Annotated in this window: 16 protein-coding genes, 3 pseudogenes and 1 other annotated feature; of the genes and pseudogenes, 7 read left to right on the top strand and 12 right to left on the bottom strand. The window is 61.9% G+C overall.

The features are described from left to right. Nucleotides 1–63: 63 nt before the first annotated feature. The 9 genes from GGR38_RS20005 to GGR38_RS19965 all read right to left on the bottom strand — a co-directional run bounded on the left by GGR38_RS20005 (nucleotide 64) and on the right by GGR38_RS19965 (nucleotide 8,706). Nucleotides 64–1,080, bottom strand: coding sequence for a FecR family protein (locus GGR38_RS20005; protein ID WP_183628069.1), 1,017 nt, complete (start codon nucleotides 1,078–1,080; stop codon nucleotides 64–66). After that, nucleotides 1,077–1,679 (bottom strand): RNA polymerase sigma factor, encoded by a 603-nt coding sequence (locus tag GGR38_RS20000; protein WP_183628067.1) that lies wholly within the window; start codon nucleotides 1,677–1,679, stop codon nucleotides 1,077–1,079. Before GGR38_RS20000 ends, GGR38_RS20005 begins: the two co-directional genes overlap by 4 nt. A 288-nt stretch (nucleotides 1,680–1,967) precedes the next feature. Further along, nucleotides 1,968–5,303 (bottom strand): DEAD/DEAH box helicase, encoded by a 3,336-nt coding sequence (locus GGR38_RS19995; protein ID WP_183628065.1) that lies wholly within the window; start codon nucleotides 5,301–5,303, stop codon nucleotides 1,968–1,970. Between the two features lie 520 nt (nucleotides 5,304–5,823). Continuing rightward, on the bottom strand, nucleotides 5,824–5,991 hold the full coding sequence (locus tag GGR38_RS19990) for a hypothetical protein (protein WP_183628063.1): 168 nt from the start codon (nucleotides 5,989–5,991) through the stop codon (nucleotides 5,824–5,826). Nucleotides 5,992–6,031: 40 nt separating this feature from the next. Then, nucleotides 6,032–6,433, bottom strand: coding sequence for a PIN domain-containing protein (locus tag GGR38_RS19985; protein WP_183628061.1), 402 nt, complete (start codon nucleotides 6,431–6,433; stop codon nucleotides 6,032–6,034). Next, entirely contained in the window at nucleotides 6,423–7,076 is a 654-nt protein-coding gene (locus GGR38_RS24005) for an AbrB/MazE/SpoVT family DNA-binding domain-containing protein (protein ID WP_221227173.1), read from the bottom strand. Before GGR38_RS24005 ends, GGR38_RS19985 begins: the two co-directional genes overlap by 11 nt. A gap of 145 nt (nucleotides 7,077–7,221) precedes the next feature. Continuing rightward, complete coding sequence (locus GGR38_RS19975; protein ID WP_183628059.1) at nucleotides 7,222–7,668, bottom strand: hypothetical protein; 447 nt, start codon at nucleotides 7,666–7,668, stop codon at nucleotides 7,222–7,224. Between the two features lie 53 nt (nucleotides 7,669–7,721). Next, the gene (locus GGR38_RS19970; RefSeq protein ID WP_183628057.1) at nucleotides 7,722–8,066 is read right to left on the bottom strand and encodes a hypothetical protein; all 345 of its coding nucleotides are present in this window, start codon (nucleotides 8,064–8,066) and stop codon (nucleotides 7,722–7,724) included. A 58-nt stretch (nucleotides 8,067–8,124) separates the two neighbouring features. Beyond that, nucleotides 8,125–8,706 carry a LuxR C-terminal-related transcriptional regulator gene (locus GGR38_RS19965; protein WP_183628055.1) on the bottom strand — a complete coding sequence of 194 codons (582 nt, stop codon included), beginning with the start codon at nucleotides 8,704–8,706 and terminating at the stop codon, nucleotides 8,125–8,127. A 357-nt stretch (nucleotides 8,707–9,063) separates the two neighbouring features. Between GGR38_RS19965 and GGR38_RS19960 the strand changes: the two genes are divergently transcribed. The 3 genes from GGR38_RS19960 (at nucleotide 9,064) to GGR38_RS19950 (ending at nucleotide 12,460) form a co-directional block, all read left to right on the top strand. Continuing rightward, nucleotides 9,064–9,456, top strand: coding sequence for a hypothetical protein (locus GGR38_RS19960; RefSeq protein WP_183628053.1), 393 nt, complete (start codon nucleotides 9,064–9,066; stop codon nucleotides 9,454–9,456). 76 nt (nucleotides 9,457–9,532) lie between these two features. Next, a complete protein-coding gene (locus GGR38_RS19955; RefSeq protein WP_246405084.1) occupies nucleotides 9,533–10,408 on the top strand; it encodes a DUF7146 domain-containing protein in 876 nt (291 codons plus the stop codon). A gap of 3 nt (nucleotides 10,409–10,411) precedes the next feature. Further along, complete coding sequence (locus tag GGR38_RS19950; RefSeq protein WP_183628049.1) at nucleotides 10,412–12,460, top strand: ParB/RepB/Spo0J family partition protein; 2,049 nt, start codon at nucleotides 10,412–10,414, stop codon at nucleotides 12,458–12,460. Here the strand turns inward: GGR38_RS19950 and GGR38_RS19945 are convergent. Both GGR38_RS19945 and GGR38_RS19940 read right to left on the bottom strand, forming a co-directional pair. Then, nucleotides 12,410–12,646 carry a hypothetical protein gene (locus GGR38_RS19945; protein WP_183628047.1) on the bottom strand — a complete coding sequence of 79 codons (237 nt, stop codon included), beginning with the start codon at nucleotides 12,644–12,646 and terminating at the stop codon, nucleotides 12,410–12,412. The genes GGR38_RS19950 and GGR38_RS19945 overlap by 51 nt on opposite strands. Before the next feature lie 213 nt (nucleotides 12,647–12,859). Continuing rightward, a complete protein-coding gene (locus GGR38_RS19940; protein ID WP_183628045.1) occupies nucleotides 12,860–14,824 on the bottom strand; it encodes an AAA family ATPase in 1,965 nt (654 codons plus the stop codon). Nucleotides 14,825–15,243: 419 nt separating this feature from the next. Here GGR38_RS19940 and GGR38_RS19935 point away from each other — a divergent pair, with 419 nt between their 5' ends. Next, a complete protein-coding gene (locus GGR38_RS19935; protein WP_183628043.1) occupies nucleotides 15,244–15,789 on the top strand; it encodes an HD domain-containing protein in 546 nt (181 codons plus the stop codon). Beyond that, the gene (locus tag GGR38_RS19930; protein WP_183628041.1) at nucleotides 15,777–16,463 is read left to right on the top strand and encodes a phytanoyl-CoA dioxygenase family protein; all 687 of its coding nucleotides are present in this window, start codon (nucleotides 15,777–15,779) and stop codon (nucleotides 16,461–16,463) included. Before GGR38_RS19935 ends, GGR38_RS19930 begins: the two co-directional genes overlap by 13 nt. A gap of 52 nt (nucleotides 16,464–16,515) precedes the next feature. Here GGR38_RS19930 and GGR38_RS19925 read toward each other — a convergent pair. Continuing rightward, nucleotides 16,516–16,740 (bottom strand): annotated as a pseudogene (locus GGR38_RS19925) (transposase); the annotation flags it as partial. Between the two features lie 282 nt (nucleotides 16,741–17,022). Between GGR38_RS19925 and GGR38_RS19920 the strand changes: the two are divergent. Both GGR38_RS19920 and GGR38_RS19915 read left to right on the top strand, forming a co-directional pair. After that, nucleotides 17,023–17,415, top strand: a pseudogene (locus GGR38_RS19920) (IS110 family transposase); the annotation flags it as partial. A gap of 112 nt (nucleotides 17,416–17,527) precedes the next feature. Continuing rightward, nucleotides 17,528–17,907, top strand: a pseudogene (locus GGR38_RS19915) (transposase); the annotation flags it as partial. Further along, nucleotides 17,809–17,927, top strand: a sequence feature (AL1L pseudoknot). It overlaps the preceding pseudogene by 99 nt. The last annotated feature ends 76 nt before the right edge of the window (nucleotides 17,928–18,003 follow it).

Here is an 18,003-nt window from a genome sequence, read left to right as displayed (position 1 = left end):
GATGGATGCTCAGGAGGCGGGATTTATGAGAGGGCGCGAAAAAAAACGCGCCCGCCTTGCTATTTACCTTCGATGCAGACGGTAGGCGTCGGCATCTATCGCGATGCCGAGATCGAGCAGGGCGGCAAGCTTGTCGGCAATCTGCTCCGTATCCCTGAGGCGATAGGTGCCCGACACATGGAGCGTCCCCATGGCCGGATCATCGAGCAGGATGGGTCTGCGGGCATAGCGATTGGCTTCGGCCACCAGTTCGGCCAGCGGAACATCGTCGAAGGCCTGCACTCCTTCTATCCACTGTGCGTTGCCGGCCCGGGCAGGCAATGGCGAGGCCAGGCGGTCAGGACCGGCCGAGAACTGCCGGCCGGCGGCCAGCGAGGTCACGGTCGGTGTGAAACCATGGCCCGATCCTCCGTCGGTCTGGGTCTGGACCTCGAGCGGACCCTGCAGCGCGAAGACCGAAACCTGCCGGTTGCCGAAGAGAGCCACGTCGAAGATCGAGCCTGTGGCCCGGATCAGCGCGGTATCGGCACGTACCACGAACGGCCGGGCCTCGGGCGCCGGGGTAAAACGCGCGCGGCCTGTGATCAGGCGCAGGCTGCGCTCGCCTTGGGTGTAGGAGGCCAGCACCATGCTGCTGGTGTCGAGCGTGAGCTTCGAACCATCCTTAAGGGTGAAGCTGCGGATTTCTCCGATGTTGGTGGCAAAGCGGGCCTCAAAGGCCAGCGTGCTCGCCTGCGTCTCACCAGGAAAGGGCAGGCCCGGATAGTGGCGGCTAAGTCCGTACCAGCCAACGCTCAGGAAGAGCGCGCAGACACCGCAGGCGAGCAATGTGCGGACCAGTCCGGCCGGATGACGCCCGGTCATATTGCTGATCGCTTCGCCTTTGAGGGCTTTGCCCAGATTGAAGGTTTCAGCAACGCTGTTGTAAGCGCTGCGATGCAGCGCGCCCCGCGCCAGCCAGCGATTGAAATCATCGCGGCGCGCATCCGCCTCAGGCCCGCGCATGATCGCGAACCAATTGGCTGCCTCTTCGCGGAGTTGGTTGCGTGGAACCGGTGCCGGGCTGATCTTGTCGTTCATTCCTGCCCCAGAACCGCGTCAATATGCGCCAGCGCGCGCGCCATGTGATATTGCACCGTGGGAATGCTGATCCCGAGGCGCTGTCCGATCTCCCTATAGGCAAGCTCATCGATCCGGTGAAGCAGAAAGACTTCTCGTGTTTTTGCAGGCAGTTCGTCGAGCGCCCGCCGGTAGGCTCTGAGCATATCGTCATACTCCAGCCGGTGGCTCTGCTCGGGGGGGCACGCGGGTTCGAGATCCACCGACAGGGGCACATCGAGAAGGCATGGCTGCTGCCGCAGGCGGCGATTCCGCTCGAAGAGGAGGTGACGGGCGATCCGCCGCAGATAACGATGGGGCTGGAGGATCGGCTGGGCCGACATGGTCCGTATCAGCCGGGCGAAGACCTCATGGACATAATCGGAGGCCTCATCATGCCCCCGATCATGCTGAGGCCCATGCCCGCGCAGATTGCGCCCGAAATAGCGGGAGAGGTTGCCGGCCTCGATGCGATACAGGGTCTCGATGATCTGAGGCGCAGGGTCTTTGCCCGGCTCGGGTCCAGTGGGCAATGGTTCTGAAACGGATCCGGGTCCGCGCGCTCCGGGCGGCATCGCCATAAGGACACTTCCTCGCAATGCGGCAGCAACCGCCCGCCAGAAGCAGCAGGGCAGTCAATCGCAGAGGTGTGCCTTCATCTTGGCCGCCCGACCCGTATGTCGAGCGCGGTAATACCTGACAATAAACCCGCAGGCGGCTGCCAGCGTTCCAGCCTGCTTGACCTGACTATGCTGCGCCGCGTGGCCGCGCGCAATGACCTATATTGCGTAGAGGTTTCTTGCCGATCCCGCCCGATATCATGCATCGACGGCTGTTGTTTTTCACCAGGCCGGCAATGAGCAGCAGTGCTAACCGAGCAAAAAGGCGATGTCCTCGTCATTGAGCGCGCTGCTGCCACCTCCTGCGTCTTCGCTCCAAAGCAGGTCGGCCAGGTCCTGCTTTCTCTCCTGCAATGCGAGGATCTTGTCTTCGATCGTGCCGGTCGCGATCAGACGGTGAACGAAGACCGGCTTCGTCTGGCCGATGCGATGAGCCCGGTCGACGGCCTGCGCTTCGACCGCGGGATTCCACCAGGGATCATAGAGGATCACCGTGTCGGCGGCGGTCAGGTTGATGCCTGCGCCGCCCGCCTTCAGGCTGACAAGAATCAGCGCGACCTCGCCGTTCTGGAAGCGCCTGACCGGACGGGCGCGGTCGCGCGTGGTCCCGCGCAGCTGCTCGTGATCGAAGCCTGCAGCCGAGAGGTCCCCTGAAATGCGGTCGAGCATCGCAGTAAACTGGCTGAAGATGATCACCCGCCGTCCCTCGCTGATCAGTTCCGGGATCATTTCGAGCAGGCGGGCACGTTTGGCCGAGGCGATCCCTGTGCCCGCACCGCCGGGAAGCAGTTCCGGATCACAGCAGATCTGCCGCAGCTTGAGCATGGCATCGAGGACGATGATCTGCGCGCGCATCAGGCCGACACGGGCGATCTCATCGCGCACGCGGGTCTGCATCAGCAGGCGCTGGCTTTCGTAAAGCCGGTTCTGCGCTTCGGTGAGTTCGATACGTTCGGGGATCAGTGTTTTGGCCGGGAGTTCGGTGGTGACCTGATCCTTTGTCCGGCGCAGCAGGAACGGGCGCAGGCGGCGGACAAGGGCGGTTTTTGCCGATATGTCGCCATGCTTCTCGATAGGCGTGCGATACGTTTTGCGGAAATGCTCGAAAGTGCCGAGCAGACCCGGATTGGTCAGCGTTGCCAGTGCCCAGATGTCGTTTAGACGGTTTTCCAGCGGGGTGCCGGTAAGTGCAATCGTCTGACCCGCGCGCAAGGCCGCGGCGGCCTTGAATCCGGCTGTGGCCGGGTTTTTGAGCACATGAGCCTCGTCCAGCACTGTTACGGCCCATACCCGCGCGGTCAAAATATCCTTGTCGCGACTGAGCAGCGGATAGCTGGTCAGAATGATATCGGCCTCGGCCATGGCCCCGGCAGCCTCGCGGCGATTTTGCCCATGCCACAGATGGCAGCTGAGATGAGGCGCAAAGCGGGCAAGTTCGGCCTGCCAGTTGGGCAGGACCGAGGTTGGAGCAACGATCAGCGACGGCCCCTTGCCGGTCTGAAGCAGGTGAGCGATGGCCTGCAGGGTTTTGCCCAGACCCATATCGTCGGCAAGGATGCCGCCGAGACCGGCGGAACGAAGCGCCTGAAGCCATCCGGCACCGGCTCGCTGATAGGGCCGCAACTGCGCCCGCAAGGTTTCAGGTGGGCTATAATTGGCGTGCGCGGGATCATGCAGCGCTTCTGCAAGGCTGCGCAAAGCATCGGCGCTCGTCCAGGTTACGCCGTCGCCTGCCAGGTCATGGACGACGCCGGCATCATAGCGGTTGAAGCGCAAAGTCGTGGCGGCGCTGTCGGCAAGCGCCAGGCGCAGCAGCGAGGCGAGCAGCGGGCGCAGCGGGCCCAGCGCAACCGTGGTGAAATGCAGCTTGTCGATGGGGATCGCGATCTGGTGATCGTCGGCAAGGGCAAGGAGATCTTCGCCGCCCTGGGCCAGCCACTGCCGCAAAGCAGGAAGGATGTCGATCCTCCTGTCGCCGACCAGAGCCGGCAGTTCGAGATCAAACCAGTCGATCGCCGCGTCCGGTTCATCGGAAGTCGGCCGAGGCGCAGGGGTCAGGGCAAGGCCAAGATCGGCAGGGGTCGAAGGCGCAGGAATATGCGGCCAGTCGGCGCCATATTCGATCAGCCAGCCTTCCGCCTCCAGCATCCGGGCGGCATTGGCTATGAACTCAGGGTAATCGCCGGCCTCTTTGGTGAGGGAATGGTCCCAGCCCTGATGCGGCCTGAGGCGCACATCCCCGAACACCGAGAGGGGGGCAACCGACAGATCGGCAAGACGGTCGGCGGCGGCCTGTTCGGCGATGAGGTCACGGATCAGGCGGACGGGACCCTCTGCTCCTCGAACGATCACATCCTGCGTGGCGGCAGGAGCCTGCACCCGATGACCGTCATAGTCGAAAGCCAGACGCGTGATCTTGCAGGGCGCGGCGCGCCAGCTCTCGCGATGCCAGTAGCGCTGCGTATCGCGAAGATCGAGCTTATCGACGAGAAAACGCAGAACGGGGCGCGGCGTGACCGCAATATCCTGTGCGGTGCGGAAGGTGGGCGCGGGGATGGCATCGCCTGCCAATACGGCCCACCGCGCGGTAATATGAGGGATGTCGGCAGGCGTAACCGGCGGCATGGCGAGCAGGCGACCGGTGCGGTCAGGGGCCATGCCGGTGTCGATCAGGGTCATGGTCGCGGTGGCCTCGTCAATGACCAGGGGCGGATCGCCGGCGGCGACCTTAACCCGTGCGGGCAGACCGGTCAGGTCAAGGCAGCGGCTGCCGTCGGCGAGCAGGCGCCAGACGAATTCTGCTTTCATATTGTCAGGGCCAATGGTCAGCGCCGGGCCTCCAGGTGCCTTCCAATGCAGCAGGCCGAGGCCGGCCGCCTCGCACAGCCATTGCCAGCCATGGTGACCGCGCGGCACCTTGTCGCCGGTAAAGTCTCCGCCGAGTCCTTCGGGTGCCATGCGGGCGAGCAGGCGCAGGGCCGGCAGCGGGATCTGCAGACGGTTTTGCTGGATTTCCCAAAGATGGACGGGCGTCCATTCACCGGCGCGGCCTCGCTGACGAAAGGGTCGGATCTGCAGCAGACAGCGGGCGGGCGTGTCGTCAGGCTGTCCCTTGGAGCGCTTTGGCTTTTTGAAGGCCGGTTTGGGTTCAATGACGAAGCAGACGGGTTCGAAACGTAGTCGCTCAACCAGGACATCCGTATCGATCTGCGCCAGCCATTGACCCACAGCGCCCGATACAGCAGTGCCTGCGGGCGGGGCTGCATCGATGCGCAGGCGCGGCTTCGTCGGTGCGGCCTCCCGCATGGCAAAGGCGACGGCAGCGGCATGTTTGCAACCATAGCCGACGGGGCACGTACATTCGGTCTCGATGTCGATATCGTACTCGGACAGGACCAGTGATGTGAAATAATGGTTGTCCCCGCTGCCCCGAACGATCGCGGTGACGAGGCCCATTTCCTCGTCATAATCGAGACCGGTAACCCGTCCCTGCCGGGCATAGTCGAGACCGGCCCGCATCATGGCGACGGTCTGGACCATATCACCGACCTGTTCATCGGTGATTTCCGGGAAGGGGCTGGGCATCAGGCTGGCTCCGCTGAATTACGGGACCTTGCATAAGCGCTTTGGATGCATGTGGCTATTGTGCCGGGCGACGGTTCGGGTGGAAACCTATCGCTATTGTGCCGCTGCTTCCAGTTCTGCCAGACGCTCGCTGCAGATGGTGTGGACGATGCGGCTCAGTTCCTCGACGCGTTCGCCAGCCACGTCAGTTCTTCGACATCGATCCTGTAATGCTTGGAATAGCGGGCCCTGGACTACCCAACAGCCATTCTGAGGGGGCAAATTGCCGGTACAATTTTGGGAGGAAAATCGCGGGTAAGCGGCGGGCTCCAATCAGCTTCAATTTTGCCAGATTCCTCTCATTCCCGCTGGAGGCATTTTCTGGGACAGGGCCATATCCGGAAGGGGAACGTCAGGAATGAAGGCGTGAGGTGGTGCCGTTTTTCTGGACAGGGTGATAAGCTCAGCCTGACCTGAGGAATGGACTGGAATGAAGACGACGAGAAAGCGCTACAGCGCTGAGTTCAAGGCGAAGGCGCCTTCACGGCGCACCATGGCCGCCGTAGAGGATCACCTTGACTATCCTGCCCTGCCGCCTGCTGCTTTCGGCGTCGCTATGGGCCGCCCCGAATTCCTCGAACAACAGCTGCACCACGCGGTCGAGTTCGCGCTGCTTATGGGCCGGAAGATGATCGAGATCGGTGCGCATCAGGTACCCTTGCGGGATGGAACGGCGGCGTCAGGCATCTCTATCCCACCACTTCTATCGCTATGCCGACATCAAGATCGGCCCATGCCCGATCGGTGGTGAGGGCAACGGCCCTGCCGGTCCATGCTAGGGCCAGACAGCAAAGGTCGCCCAGCGAGAGGCCGGCGGCGCGGGTCAGCGGTCGCAGCGCGCCGGCGATATTGGCCTGCGCGCGGTCCATGGGCACGATCTCTATATCCAGCCAGCCCAGCATGGTCTGCGCGTCTTCCAGGTCTATGCCCCGATCAACAAGCGCAACCAGCACCTCCTGGTAATTGACCGCGCAGACCCGCGCAAAATCAAGGCGGGCCTCGACTTTCCCGGCGCCTGCCTCGTCGAACAACAGGCATAGCAAGGCCGTCGCATCGAGCACATGGTGAAGGGGTGGGGTGCTATCCGCCACGGGAAGCCTCAAGTCTGCGCCGGGCAATGAGCTCGCAGGAGGCCGGTCTGTCCAAAGGCGCGAGGCTGCGCAGTTGCTCCTGTATCAGGCGCAGGGCGTGACGGTCAGACTGGATCCGAACTTCGCCGCCGGACAGTTCGAACCTGACATGATCGCCATTTCGCAGGCCCAGCACATGACGGACAGGGGCCGGCAATGCGATTCGTCCGCCGGCAACGACCCTGCCGCGCAGCACTGCGGGTGCCATTTCCTGACGGACGGTATCAATGCCAAGACAGGGTGATGACCTGCTTTGCGCTGCCTGGCCTATCTCTCCTGTGCCGTCGGCTGACGGTGGGGCCGGCGCGGAGACAATCCTGTCCATCACCTCATCAAGGGCCTGCCGGACTTTGGGAGCAAGGCTGAGGTTGATGCGCCGATGATCGCCTTTGTCCGGCACGCGCTGCAGGATGCCGCATTTTGCCAGTTCCGCCGAGCGGCGATGCGTATTGGCCGGCGGCTCGCCCGTTGCCAGGCAGGACTGAAAAGTGGCGGTGCCTTCCTGTTCTGCCAGATAAAGCTCGAGCAGAAATGTCCGGTAGGTTCCCCCTGAAAAACGACGTCCCAGCCTGCCTGAGAACATTTCTTCCAGCTGAAGCAGCATTCTACAATGCAAAGCTCTCAATCGCCTGAGCCCGCGCACCCCGTCAGCATCGGAATGAGCGTCGGGAGCCGGACCGGTCATGGCCGGCACCATGAAATTTCATGCCGCGTGTTGGACGGCAGGCTGCAGAAAGAGGCCGGGCACATCAGTTTATATTGCCTCTCCACGGCGGGTCGCGTCCGTTTTGCATCAGCCTCATCTGATGGCGCCATGTACCGATGACCAGCATGAGCTGTATCAGCCAGCTCCAGAGTGCTGTGGCATTCAGATAGACCTCCCAGTGGACCTGCGGGGCAACGATCAGACCCAGATGGACCAGGGTCTCCGCCCCGAGCAGCCCGGAGATCCAGATCGGCCAGAAACGTGTGCATCGAAAGGTAAGCCATAGGAAAATTCCCAGCAGCGCAATGTCTGTCATCAGGATACCGGTCTCGATATGACGGAAGCGCAACCCCCGGGGGCGAACCACCAGAAAACTGATCAACGCGCCTGCGAACAGGGCAATGGCTCCGATCTTCTCAGGGCGGCCGCCGCGTGTGAGGGCAAATAGGGTGCTGAAGATCAGCAGTGCCAGAAATTCCTGCTGTCTCATGAGCTCCGCCGGAAGAATTCGGTGCTGTTGTCCATCGGAATCCAGTTCTGGCCCTACGTGGCCGCGCGCAGGCGGGAGTCCGCCTCGCGCAGCGGCCGGCCCGGCTTGATAAGATCGCCGTAGCTAAGCTCGGTAAGTCCGATATCATCGCCGGCCTGTTTGAGACTGGCATGGGCGGCCACGATCCTGCCGCGCGTTTCTGTGAGCAGCATCAGCGCGTTGGCGGACTGGATCAGCGCATCCTGACCGACAGCGGCGGCAAGACTGGCGTCGAGCCTGGCGAGCGGCAGGGCAGCATTGAGTTCGGCGATCCGCGCAACCGCGAGATCGACGGCTTCCTCGGCGGCGAAAAGATGTTTGGCTACACGTTGGGCAATGGCTTGGCGTTGGGCACGCATAGTTTCCCTTTCCTGTTTCCTCATGAAGCAGGTTTGCAGGATAGATGAACTCGCCGCTCTAATGGGAAAACAGGCTGTTCATGCCTGTGAGCAGCGATACGGCTGAACCGACGGCGACAAGGACGCCAACAGCAATGACCGCTATGGCGATCACCATGTGGTTGATACTCAGGTCATTGGCCTGCCTCCCGCTATTGCGTAGCGGCGCCAGATCGATGAGCGATGGGGTCGTCCCGTTCCCGGTCGCAAATTCAGGAGCGGCAACAGAAGCATCGCCAGTCGTATCCGGCGCTACCGCGCTGTCATCGACGAGCTCAGAAAACTCCAGAACCGCCAATTCCTGAAGACCCATTATTTGGGAGCCCATAAAATGGGTGGGGTGTCGACCATCTGATTGAAGCGCGTCCCACTTGATGAATTGGCGAATGGCTTCCCCGCGGCTGGAAGTGCCGAGCTTTTTACGGATGCTCTGGACGAGCTTGTTGACCCGATCCTCGGAAATCGCGAGGCGCTGCGCGATTTCCTTGGTCTGATAATAGCCTTGTACGGAGAGGCGCAGGCATTCACACTCGCGCGGAGACAGACTGGCAAGGGCCTCCAGTTGCCGGTCCGACAATGGGGTTGAGGACTTCTCGTTCACGGCGACACATCTCCCCCTTTTGTGAAACGCAGCACGTTCAACGGATCTTGTACCTATGTGGTTTCAAGAAGCGCACTGCATGGACGGTGAGAATATGTAAGTGGATCGTTTTTTCGACGATTCGGCAAGGCCTTATACGAAGATAATATGGTTCCGGGCTGTTTCGCAAAATGGGTCGCTCCGGCATCAAAGTGACGGCGAGGAAATTCATTTCTGAAGGCGGTTTGGTTAACAATGGATTTGAGATGAGCTGGATTGAAATAATATCGGGCAGGAGGACCGGACTGTCCGCAAGGAGCTTATGGAAGCGGAGTGGGGAAAAGGAGGCGATATCCCCTTCGCGCAAGGAGCGAGCCAATGCTTCCCTCTGGATTTGCCGCAACCCTGTTCTGGTTGCTGGCTAAACTTGCCCGCCATATTGCCCGAAACCCCGTTTCCCGGGGTTCGGCGATTGATGCTCGACAGGTCGGCTCGGCAAAAGATGATCCTTTGTCCGAAGAATTAGATCAGTTGTCGCGCTTGTGCGAAAGGCTGAAACCCCTGTCTGCCTTAACGGACGATCGCCGGCTGCGCTTTTGCAAGGCCCTTGAGGTTTTACCTCGGCAGACCTGCGTAATTTATCTCCTGCATAGCCGACATGACCTGGATTTTCCGGCCATCGCCTCGCTCTTGGAGATCACGATCGATCAGGTCCAGCTGGAACTGGCCAAGGCCCTGAGGCTGCTTTGCGAGGCCATCGATGGAGAATAGCGGCTCCAAACGCCCGCGCCCGGCTGGAACTGACCTGGAGGTTCTCGGTGCAGGGCTGGTCCGGGGGCTGGGCGGCATGTGGCAAGGGAAGCAGGGCATGTGCCTCTGTCCTGCTCATGATGACCGTGAGCCGAGTCTGTCGGTGCGGATCGGGAAATATGCGCTGCTGTTCAAATGTTTTGCCGGCTGCGATCGCCGGGAGGTGATCCGCGCAATACGGCTAAGGGACCGCGATGCGCTGATGCGAGGCCGGGGCGGCCCTGAACGGGAATTCAGGCATGCCTTGCCCGGGTCAACTGATCCAGTACGTCGACTTTGGGATTGTGCCCGGCCCCTGGCAGGAACAAGGGCTGAAGCCTATCTGCGGCGGCGGGGGCTCGGCACCAATCCGCCGGCGCTGCGCTATCTGTCCAGGACTCCGCTTGGGTGCGGACGGGACGTCGTCTTTCGTCCGGCAATGATTGCGGCTGTCCATCAGGGGAGCAAACTGGTTGCGGTGCAGCGCACATTCCTTGCGCCCGACCGTCCCATCCGGGCGCGCGATCTGAGCAACCCCCGGCGCATGCTGGGCAGACCGCTTGCAGGCGCGGTACAGCTTGCACCGGCAGGCGACATATTGGGACTGGCCGAAGGAACCGAGACAGCCATGTCGGCGATGGCCCTGCTGGGCATCGGCGTCTGGGCCACACTGGGGGCAGGGCGGCTGCACCGGGTTGCCCTGCCCGCCGGAATATCGCGCCTTGTCCTGCTTCCGGACAATGATCATGCCGGGCAGGCCGGGGCTGCAAAGGCGCTTGAGACCTATCGGATGCAGGGAAGAATCATTGAGGTCCTGTGGCCGCCGGCGGGCTGTAAAGACTGGAATGACGCGCTTCGAAAGGGAGAAAAGGGGGTGGTGAAGATCGGCGACGGGCAGCCCGAATGGACGGGCTGCGACGCCCGGAGACCATGACCCATGTCCCAGCTTCCTATCCTCGTTCCCGCAGCGAACCTCGAAAAGTCGCCCGCCAATGTCCGCAAGAGCAGCGATCCTGATGTCGATGCCCGGTTGCAGGCCAATATTGCCGAGCGCGGCGTGCTGCAAAACCTGGTCGGCGTACCCATCGCCCGCAAAAAGGGCCATTATCGCATCACCGCAGGCGGGCGCCGGCTTGCAGCTGTCCACCGTCTGATCGAAGAGGGCATCTTTCCTGCAGACTACGCCGTGCCGTTGCTCGTGCTGAAGAACCAGGCTGATGAGGTCGAGGTCAGCCTTCAGGAAAACTTCTTCCATCTCGAGATGAACCCCGCCGAAGCCTGCCGCGCCTTCCGTGATGTCATTGAGGTCGAGGGCAAGTCGCCCGCTGATGTCGCCAGGCGCTTTGGCGTGACCGAGCGCTTTGTGCTGGGGCGGCTGCGTCTTGCAGGCCTTGCCGAACCGGTCTTCGACGCGCTTGAGGCCAATGCCATCACGCTTGATGTTGCGCAGGCTTATGCTTCGACCAGCGATACCGCGCGCCAGGCCGCCGTCTTCGAATTGCTGCGCCATAGCTACACCCGCGCCAATGTCAGCGAGATCCGCCGTCAACTGGCGTGCTACAGCTACCGGGCCGGCGATCCCAAAGCAATGCTGGTCGGGCGCGAGGATTATGTCGCCGCGGGCGGCAGGATTGAGGAAGACCTCTTCTCCGATGCCGGCACCGTATGCTGGCTTGATACGCAGATCGTCGATGATCTGGCCGAGCGCAAGCTGGCCGAGGCTGCCGAGGCGATCAGGCTGCGCGAGGGTTTTGGGGAAATCCGGGCGGTCGCGGCAACGCATATCCCATACAGCCAGACCTGGGGCCTGCAGCAGCTTCATGGTGAACAACCTGACCTCAGCGATGAGCAGCAGGCCCGGAAGGATCAAATCGAGATCGAACTGGCCGAATGGAGCGACGCGCACGACTCAGGTGAGTATGAACCGAGCGACGAGGATGAGGCCCATGTCGCGTCACTGGAAACAGAACTGGCGAGCCTGACCGCGCCTGCACCGGTAATCGAGGAAAGCCGCAAGGCCGAGGCGCTGGCCTATGTCGTCATTGGTGACGATGGTGTCCCACGGATACATGAGCAGTTCTATGTCATGCCCGCGCCCGAACCGGAGGTCGAACCAGATGCCGAGGAAGAGAGTGATGGCACTGGGGGCGAGCACCACGATGGTGATGTGGCAGGTGACGACAAGCCGGTGTTGAGCCAGCGCCTGCTCGAACGCCTGGCGATGATGAAGGTTGAATTGCTTGCACTTCATGTTGCGAGCGATCCAGGTTTTGCGCTCGATCTGGCTACCTTCATCCTCGCCGATGCTTCGGCCATGACCTATGGCCCTCACGTGCCTAGCGAATTACGCGGCCCGGCATCGGCGCGGCTTGTCCATGATTTCAACAGCGATATGCCCGCTGCGCTGGAATGGGCAAAGCTTCAGGACGGACTGGATCGCAGATGGCAGGGCCGTGGCTCGGCGGTCGAGCGTTATAAAGCTTTTTGTGCACTGCCTGAGGAGGTCCGTGCGGCCTGGCTGGGCTGGGCAGTTGCGCGTACTTTGCGAGCCGTGCCGTATGGTCATGGCGAAGCAGCTTTTCTTGATCACCTTGGCAGCAAACTTGCCATCGATGTTGCGGCTTGGTGGCGGCCCACGGCTGCAGCCTATTTCGACAAGATCCCCAAACCTGCCATCCTTGATCTCTTCGCCGAAATTGGCGGGGCCGATCTCAAATCGCGTTATGCCGGTTCTAAGAAGCATGATCTGGCGGCGGCGGCCGAGCGCCTGTTTGAAGGCGATATTCTGGTGGAGGCCGAGGTCAAGGAACGGGCGCTGGCGTGGCTTCCTGAGGCCATGCGCTTTGGACAGGATGCTGAAATCGGGCCAGGCGCAATCGCTGTGGAAGCAGGTGTGAATGCTCAGGATTCTGGGGATTTCGCGATAACTGAAACCTCAGGTGCCGACGCAGAAACTGGTAAGGTGGCTGGCCGTGAACAGCCGTAGTTCTCCGACGGACGCTGGCTGATCAGTTCCCGTTGCAATGACACGTCGGGCAGGGCGGTGGTGCGCGCCCATAGTCCAGCCGTTGGTGGCCGGCACGTTGAATTTCGTGTTGCAGCTTTCGAGCAGATCCTTGACCAGGGCGACCGGCATGACCTCGTTGAATTGCGGCGAGAAGACCTCGATCATGATCTCGCAGCGCGTGTTCCGTCAACAGGAACTGGACCTGCGTGCGATAGAAGCGTCATCACCCCAATCAACGGGGTGCCAGTCGCCGGGCCAGTCGAAAAATTCCGACTTCATCCTCCCCTTCGGGGAGGTCCAGAACCGTCGGGGCCTGGGACTTTGCGGTCATACCCGATGTGGTGCCGATTGGCGGCTTTCGCCTCAGTTTGACCGATATCAGAACCCCATCCGCACACTTGTCCCACCCTTGGCCTCGCTTTCGTCACGCAGGCGGGCGAGGATGTCCGCCGCATCGCGCGCGGGCGCATGGCGCAATTGCCGGGTCACCACCGCGAAATCCCCCGGCGTCAGATTGCGCAGAGCGGCAAGACCTTCAGGCGCCTCCATGCCGAAGCGCTGACGAAAGGCACGGATTAAACGCTCCGGCCCCAAAGGCTCCAGCTTCAGCTTGAAAACGAACCGGCGCAGGCTGGCCGGATCAAGCTTGTCGGCATGGTTGGTCGCGGCCACCACCGGCAGGGGATGCCGATCGAGGCAGGTCAGCAATTCGTTGACCTGCCCCACCTCCCACGAGGCGCGCGCCTGACGCCGGTCGAACAACAGCGAGTCCGCCTCGTCGAACAGCAAGACACCATCGCGGCGGCGGGCCTCCTCGAAAGCCTCGGCAATCGCCTTCTCCGTTTCCCCCACCCATTTGGAGAGCAGATCGGAGGCGCGCTTGACCAGCAAGGGCCGATCCAGAGCGCGGGCGAAATGATGCGCCAGCGCCGTCTTGCCCGTGCCCGGCGGGCCGGAAAGCAGCAAGGAAACATCGCTGGCTCCACCTGCCGCAACCGCATCCAGCAAAGGCGACAGCGGGCGATCCGTCTCGAACAGGTCGAGGTCGATCATCTCTTCCGCAGCCAGCGGTAAAGGGCCGCCGCGCAGGGCCTGCACCAAGGAGCCCGCCGCCCGTGCGCCACCATCCCGCTCGCCCGCCAGACGCGCGACCCGCGCCGCCACGCGCAGCACGCTGGCCGTTTCGGGGGCCGCATCGATCAGCGCCGTGATCGCATCGCTGCTTGCCACACCTTCATCGCGGGCGATGCGCTGCGCCATGCGCAGGGCCGTGCTGCGCGGCGGGTGGCCCATGCGCAGCACGAAACTCATCCGGCGCAGGATCGCATCATCCACATTGCCCAGTGCATTGGTCGTCCAGATCACTGGCAGCGGATTGGTCTCCAGCATACGGTTGATAAAGACTTTACTGCCCTCGCGCCGGTTCATCCAGTCGCCATGGCTACGCTGGGCGTCGCCGATCAGGTCTTCCATCTCGTCAAACAGCAAAATGGCCGGGTGAGACTGGCCCGACAGCGCACGCTGCGCCAATTGCAGCGCCTGAACCCGATCCCAGCGGGTTGGCTCTTCGCCATCATCGTCGGCCTCGCCAATGGCGTGGAGCGGCGCCTGCGCCCCAGCAGCCAAGGCCAGCGCCAGCTCAGTCTTGCCCGTGCCGGGCGGCCCATGGATCAGGATGTTGATACCACCGGTACGATGGGCCAAGGCCCCTGCCAGCAAGCGGCGCAGCACATCGGCATCGGCGACATGGCCGAAATCCTCCAGCGTCAAGCGCGCCTCTTGCCGCGCGCCGACCAGCAGCGAGAGGAGATCCTCGCCCGAAGATGGAGCGCGGTTGAGCAGCCGGTTCAATTGCCAGCGCAGATCGAGGCGCAGCACTCCATCGCGGCCCAGTTCGAATGCTGCTAGCCCCATGCGCAGCACTGGACTGCGGCGCACCGCGCCCTCGGCGATGGCGGTTTCTGCTCCGGCCAACTCACCCAACAGCACCGGCATGTCATGCCCGTGGCGCGCAGCGATCTGGACCAAGGCCTGAACGCGAGGAATGCGCTCGGCGGCAATCGTCAGTTGCAAGAGGTGCGCGTCGAACTCGGCAAAGCCCAGAAGATCGGCCAGTTCTTGGGCCGTCGCCAACCCATGCGAAGGCTCGCTGGCGCGCGTTTCGCTGGCGCCGAGCTTGGTGCAGATCTCGGCCCAGTCCGGGGCCTCCTCTGCCGCTTTGTCCAGCAGCCACGGCAGGTTCGGCCCCGCCCATTCGGCCAGAGCCAGCGCAAGCGCGCTTTTTGCAGGGATGCCCTGCCCGATCCGCAGCGCAAGGCTGCGGACAATCGCAAATTCGTCCATGATACGTCCCGTTGACGCCGACGGCGCGCGCAAATCTGCGTAGCCATCGGCCCGTTCTTTCAAAGGCTAGAAAATGCGCGGTGGGCTGTCCCTCAGCCCTGCCGCAGCGCCTTTGGGACGCTTACGAGAAAGGCTGGAACAGCACGGGCGCAGAACCCAATATGCAGCCGTATTCAAACACGGTTTTTCTCCGAGAAGACGGACTTCTTGCCCAGTCAACGGGCGCTATATACTTCGCATTCAATACCCAAGGCAATGGGTTCGAATGGAATTTTCTGTAAGCGGCTCTATTTGCAAGCATCGAACAAATACATGACGAGACTCTATTTTTTAATAGCTCCCGCTCGAGGTTTCGACGCAATAGATGTTCAAGGTGTCGCCCCATTGTAAGCTGGCCTGATCCCGCCTAGCCTGCGATCATGTCATGCCCCCAGTCTCAAACCAACACTACGATCCTGCTCGACGCCTGCGCCTATGCCACGCGCATGCATGGCAATCAGCAGCGCAAATATACCGGCGAGCCCTATGTGCTGCATTGCCTGGAGGTGGCGCGGATCGTGGCGGAAGTAGGCGGCTCCCCGGCGATGATCGCGGCGGCTCTCCTGCATGATGTGGTCGAGGATACCGAGGCGAGCCTTGAAGATGTGCAAGCCCGGTTTGGGAAAGAGATCGCCCAAGGCGTGGCATGGCTGACCGATGTCAGCCGCCCGGAAGATGGCAACCGCGCCGTTCGCAAGGCTATGGACCGCGAACATCTGGCGCAGGCGCCTGCCGACATGAAAACGGTGAAGCTGGCCGACGTTATCTCCAATACGCGCTCGATCGTTGATCACGGTGATGGCTTTGCGCGGGTCTATCTGCGCGAGATTGCCGCTCTGCTGGAGGTGCTGAGCGAGGGCCATCCCGAACTGTTGCGGCGGGCAAAGGCTGAAGTGGCGCGAGGTGAGGCCAAATGGCTGGCATGACGGCGCTCGACGACCTGCGCTTGGCGGAACATGGCGCTCAGCTCTTTCGAGGAGCAACCTTGGCGGATTTGCCGGAATTGGCGGCGGCCATGGCTGGGCTGCCGCCAGATCAGGCCGGGATCCGCCTTCATGGTGTCGCGGCCTTGCAATGCTATCTGGCGCCATCTGGCTCCATCGGCATGGTCGCCAGCAAGGCAATTGGCGCAGAGGCAAAGCCCGTTCGCGCCATCCTGTTTGACAAGAGCGCGGCGACCAATTGGTCACTGGGTTGGCATCAGGACCGAACCATCTGCGTGCGCGAGCGGATTGAAGTGCCGGGATTTGGGCCTTGGTCGATCAAGGCTGGCCTCCATCATGTTGCTCCGCCCATCGCGTTGCTATCACGCATGGTGACGCTGCGGGTGCACTTCGATGATGTGCCTGCCACCAATGCCCCGCTGCTGATCGCGCCCGGATCGCACAGGCGCGGGCGCGTGCCGGAATCTTCGGTCGTTCAGGTGGTCGCGGAATGCGGCGTAATAGCTTGCCTTGCCGAGGCGGGCGATGTCTGGGCCTATGCCACGCCTATCCTTCATGCTTCCGATGGGGCCAGCAGCCCTGAGCACCGCCGGGTGCTTCAGGTGGATTTCAGCGCGGATGACTTGCCGGGTGAACTGGAATGGCTTGGCGTGTAGCCAGCATTAGCGGGAGTGTCCTGAATTCCGTGTACGGGGCGGCGGTTGAACATCAGGCCGCCATGGCCCGAACGAAGCGATCGCCGAAGATGACGGCGAACTGAGCTTTTGCCATAGTCCATTCGCGGGCTGGCATCACCCATTCTTTCTCGGATCTGTGCAGGATCAGATAGAGCAGCTTGCTGGCGGCCTCATCGCTGGGGAAATGCCCTCTGGCGCGAACAGCCCGGCGCAGCTTGGAATTGAGTGCTTCAATGGCATTCGTAACCGGTATGATGATGTCGGTGCCGAAGTTTCTGCTGCGACTCACGGGTTGTGGCGTATGGTGCGACCATCCGGGACAGAGGCACCGGGAGCACGAATGTGCGGGCAGGCCGATCTTATACGATGAGCTGCGAGCTCGTGTTAGTAGCTGGCCGCCTCTGCGACTCACCCGGTTGCGCTGCGAGCGCGGATCCGTAGTTGATGTGGTGGAACGGCCCCGCTTCCGACAGCATCGAGTGCTAGAAGTGGTCGTTAACGCGCATCCACAAAGCAAAGGGACCGTTCCATGTAAAAGATTACTACAATCAGGTTGGATTTGGCCAAAAATGTCTTTCAGGTTCATGGGGCTAACGCAGAAGGCTCACCACTTCTACAGCGCAAGCTTCGACGGGCGGAAGTTCTTGGGCTCTTTGAGAAGCTCTCGCCTTGCCTGGTCGGCATGGAGGCGTGTGGAGGTTCGCATTACTGGGCCCGCAAAATTGCCGAACTCGGGCATGAGGTCCGGTTAATTCCCCCGGCTTACGCCAAGCCTTTCATCAAGCGTGGCAAAACCGATGCGGCCGATGCCGAGGGTATTTGTGAAGCGGTCGTTCGTAAGACGATGCGTTTCGTACCAATCAAAACGGCGGATCAACAGGGTGCTACCATGGTAATGAAGACGCGCGAGCTTTTGGTGCGTCAACAAACCTAGACTGCCAACGCCGTACGGGCGCACATGCATAAGCTTGGCATCATCACTGGGCAGGGTGTTGATGCGCCCCGGGATTGCCGGAGACCTGAACTCCTGAGAGGACAGGTCTATGAGCAAGACGACGAACAAATTTGCCCCTGAAGTGCGCGAGCGTGCTGTGCGCCTGGTTTTGGAGGGTGAGAAGGAGCATGTTTCCCGCTGGGCGGCGATGGTGTCGGTGGCTGAGAAGATTGGCTGCTCGGCCCACACCCTCAATGAATGGGTCAAGAAAGCGGAAGTCGAGAGCGGTCAGCGTACGGGCATGCCAAGCGAGATGGCGGCGAAGCTGAAGGCGCTGGAGCGGGAGAACCGTGAGCTGCGGCAAGCCAATGAGATCTTGCGCAAGGCCTCAGCATATTTCGCCCAGGCGGAGCTCGACCGCCCATTCCGCAAGTGACTGCTTTTATTGATGATCATCGTGGTGAGTATGGGGTCGAGCTGATCTGCCGGAGGGAGTGTCAGGAATTCCGTGTACGGGGCGGCGGTTGAACATCAGGCCGCCATGGCCCGAACGAAACGATCGCCGAAGAGAACAGCGAACTGAGC

Source organism: Novosphingobium sediminicola, assembly GCF_014196525.1.
GTDB lineage: Bacteria > Pseudomonadota > Alphaproteobacteria > Sphingomonadales > Sphingomonadaceae > Novosphingobium > Novosphingobium sediminicola.
The sequence above is the reverse complement of the archived record's forward strand: the minus strand, read 5'-3'. Positions and strand labels throughout refer to the sequence as shown.

Excerpts from the sequence above, each read along its gene's own strand:
- GGR38_RS20005 (WP_183628069.1), bottom strand. The coding sequence starts at position 1,080 with ATGAACGACAAGATCAGCCCGGCACCGGTTCCACGCAACCAACTCCGC.
- GGR38_RS20000 (WP_183628067.1), bottom strand. The coding sequence starts at position 1,679 with ATGGCGATGCCGCCCGGAGCGCGCGGACCCGGATCCGTTTCAGAACCA.
- GGR38_RS19995 (WP_183628065.1), bottom strand. The coding sequence starts at position 5,303 with ATGCCCAGCCCCTTCCCGGAAATCACCGATGAACAGGTCGGTGATATG.
- GGR38_RS19990 (WP_183628063.1), bottom strand. The coding sequence starts at position 5,991 with ATGCGCACCGATCTCGATCATCTTCCGGCCCATAAGCAGCGCGAACTC.
- GGR38_RS24005 (WP_221227173.1), bottom strand. The coding sequence starts at position 7,076 with ATGCTGCTTCAGCTGGAAGAAATGTTCTCAGGCAGGCTGGGACGTCGT.
- GGR38_RS19975 (WP_183628059.1), bottom strand. The coding sequence starts at position 7,668 with ATGAGACAGCAGGAATTTCTGGCACTGCTGATCTTCAGCACCCTATTT.
- GGR38_RS19970 (WP_183628057.1), bottom strand. The coding sequence starts at position 8,066 with ATGCGTGCCCAACGCCAAGCCATTGCCCAACGTGTAGCCAAACATCTT.
- GGR38_RS19960 (WP_183628053.1), top strand. The coding sequence starts at position 9,064 with ATGCTTCCCTCTGGATTTGCCGCAACCCTGTTCTGGTTGCTGGCTAAA.
- GGR38_RS19955 (WP_246405084.1), top strand. The coding sequence starts at position 9,533 with ATGTGGCAAGGGAAGCAGGGCATGTGCCTCTGTCCTGCTCATGATGAC.
- GGR38_RS19950 (WP_183628049.1), top strand. The coding sequence starts at position 10,412 with ATGTCCCAGCTTCCTATCCTCGTTCCCGCAGCGAACCTCGAAAAGTCG.
- GGR38_RS19945 (WP_183628047.1), bottom strand. The coding sequence starts at position 12,646 with ATGATCGAGGTCTTCTCGCCGCAATTCAACGAGGTCATGCCGGTCGCC.
- GGR38_RS19940 (WP_183628045.1), bottom strand. The coding sequence starts at position 14,824 with ATGGACGAATTTGCGATTGTCCGCAGCCTTGCGCTGCGGATCGGGCAG.
- GGR38_RS19935 (WP_183628043.1), top strand. The coding sequence starts at position 15,244 with ATGTCATGCCCCCAGTCTCAAACCAACACTACGATCCTGCTCGACGCC.
- GGR38_RS19930 (WP_183628041.1), top strand. The coding sequence starts at position 15,777 with ATGGCTGGCATGACGGCGCTCGACGACCTGCGCTTGGCGGAACATGGC.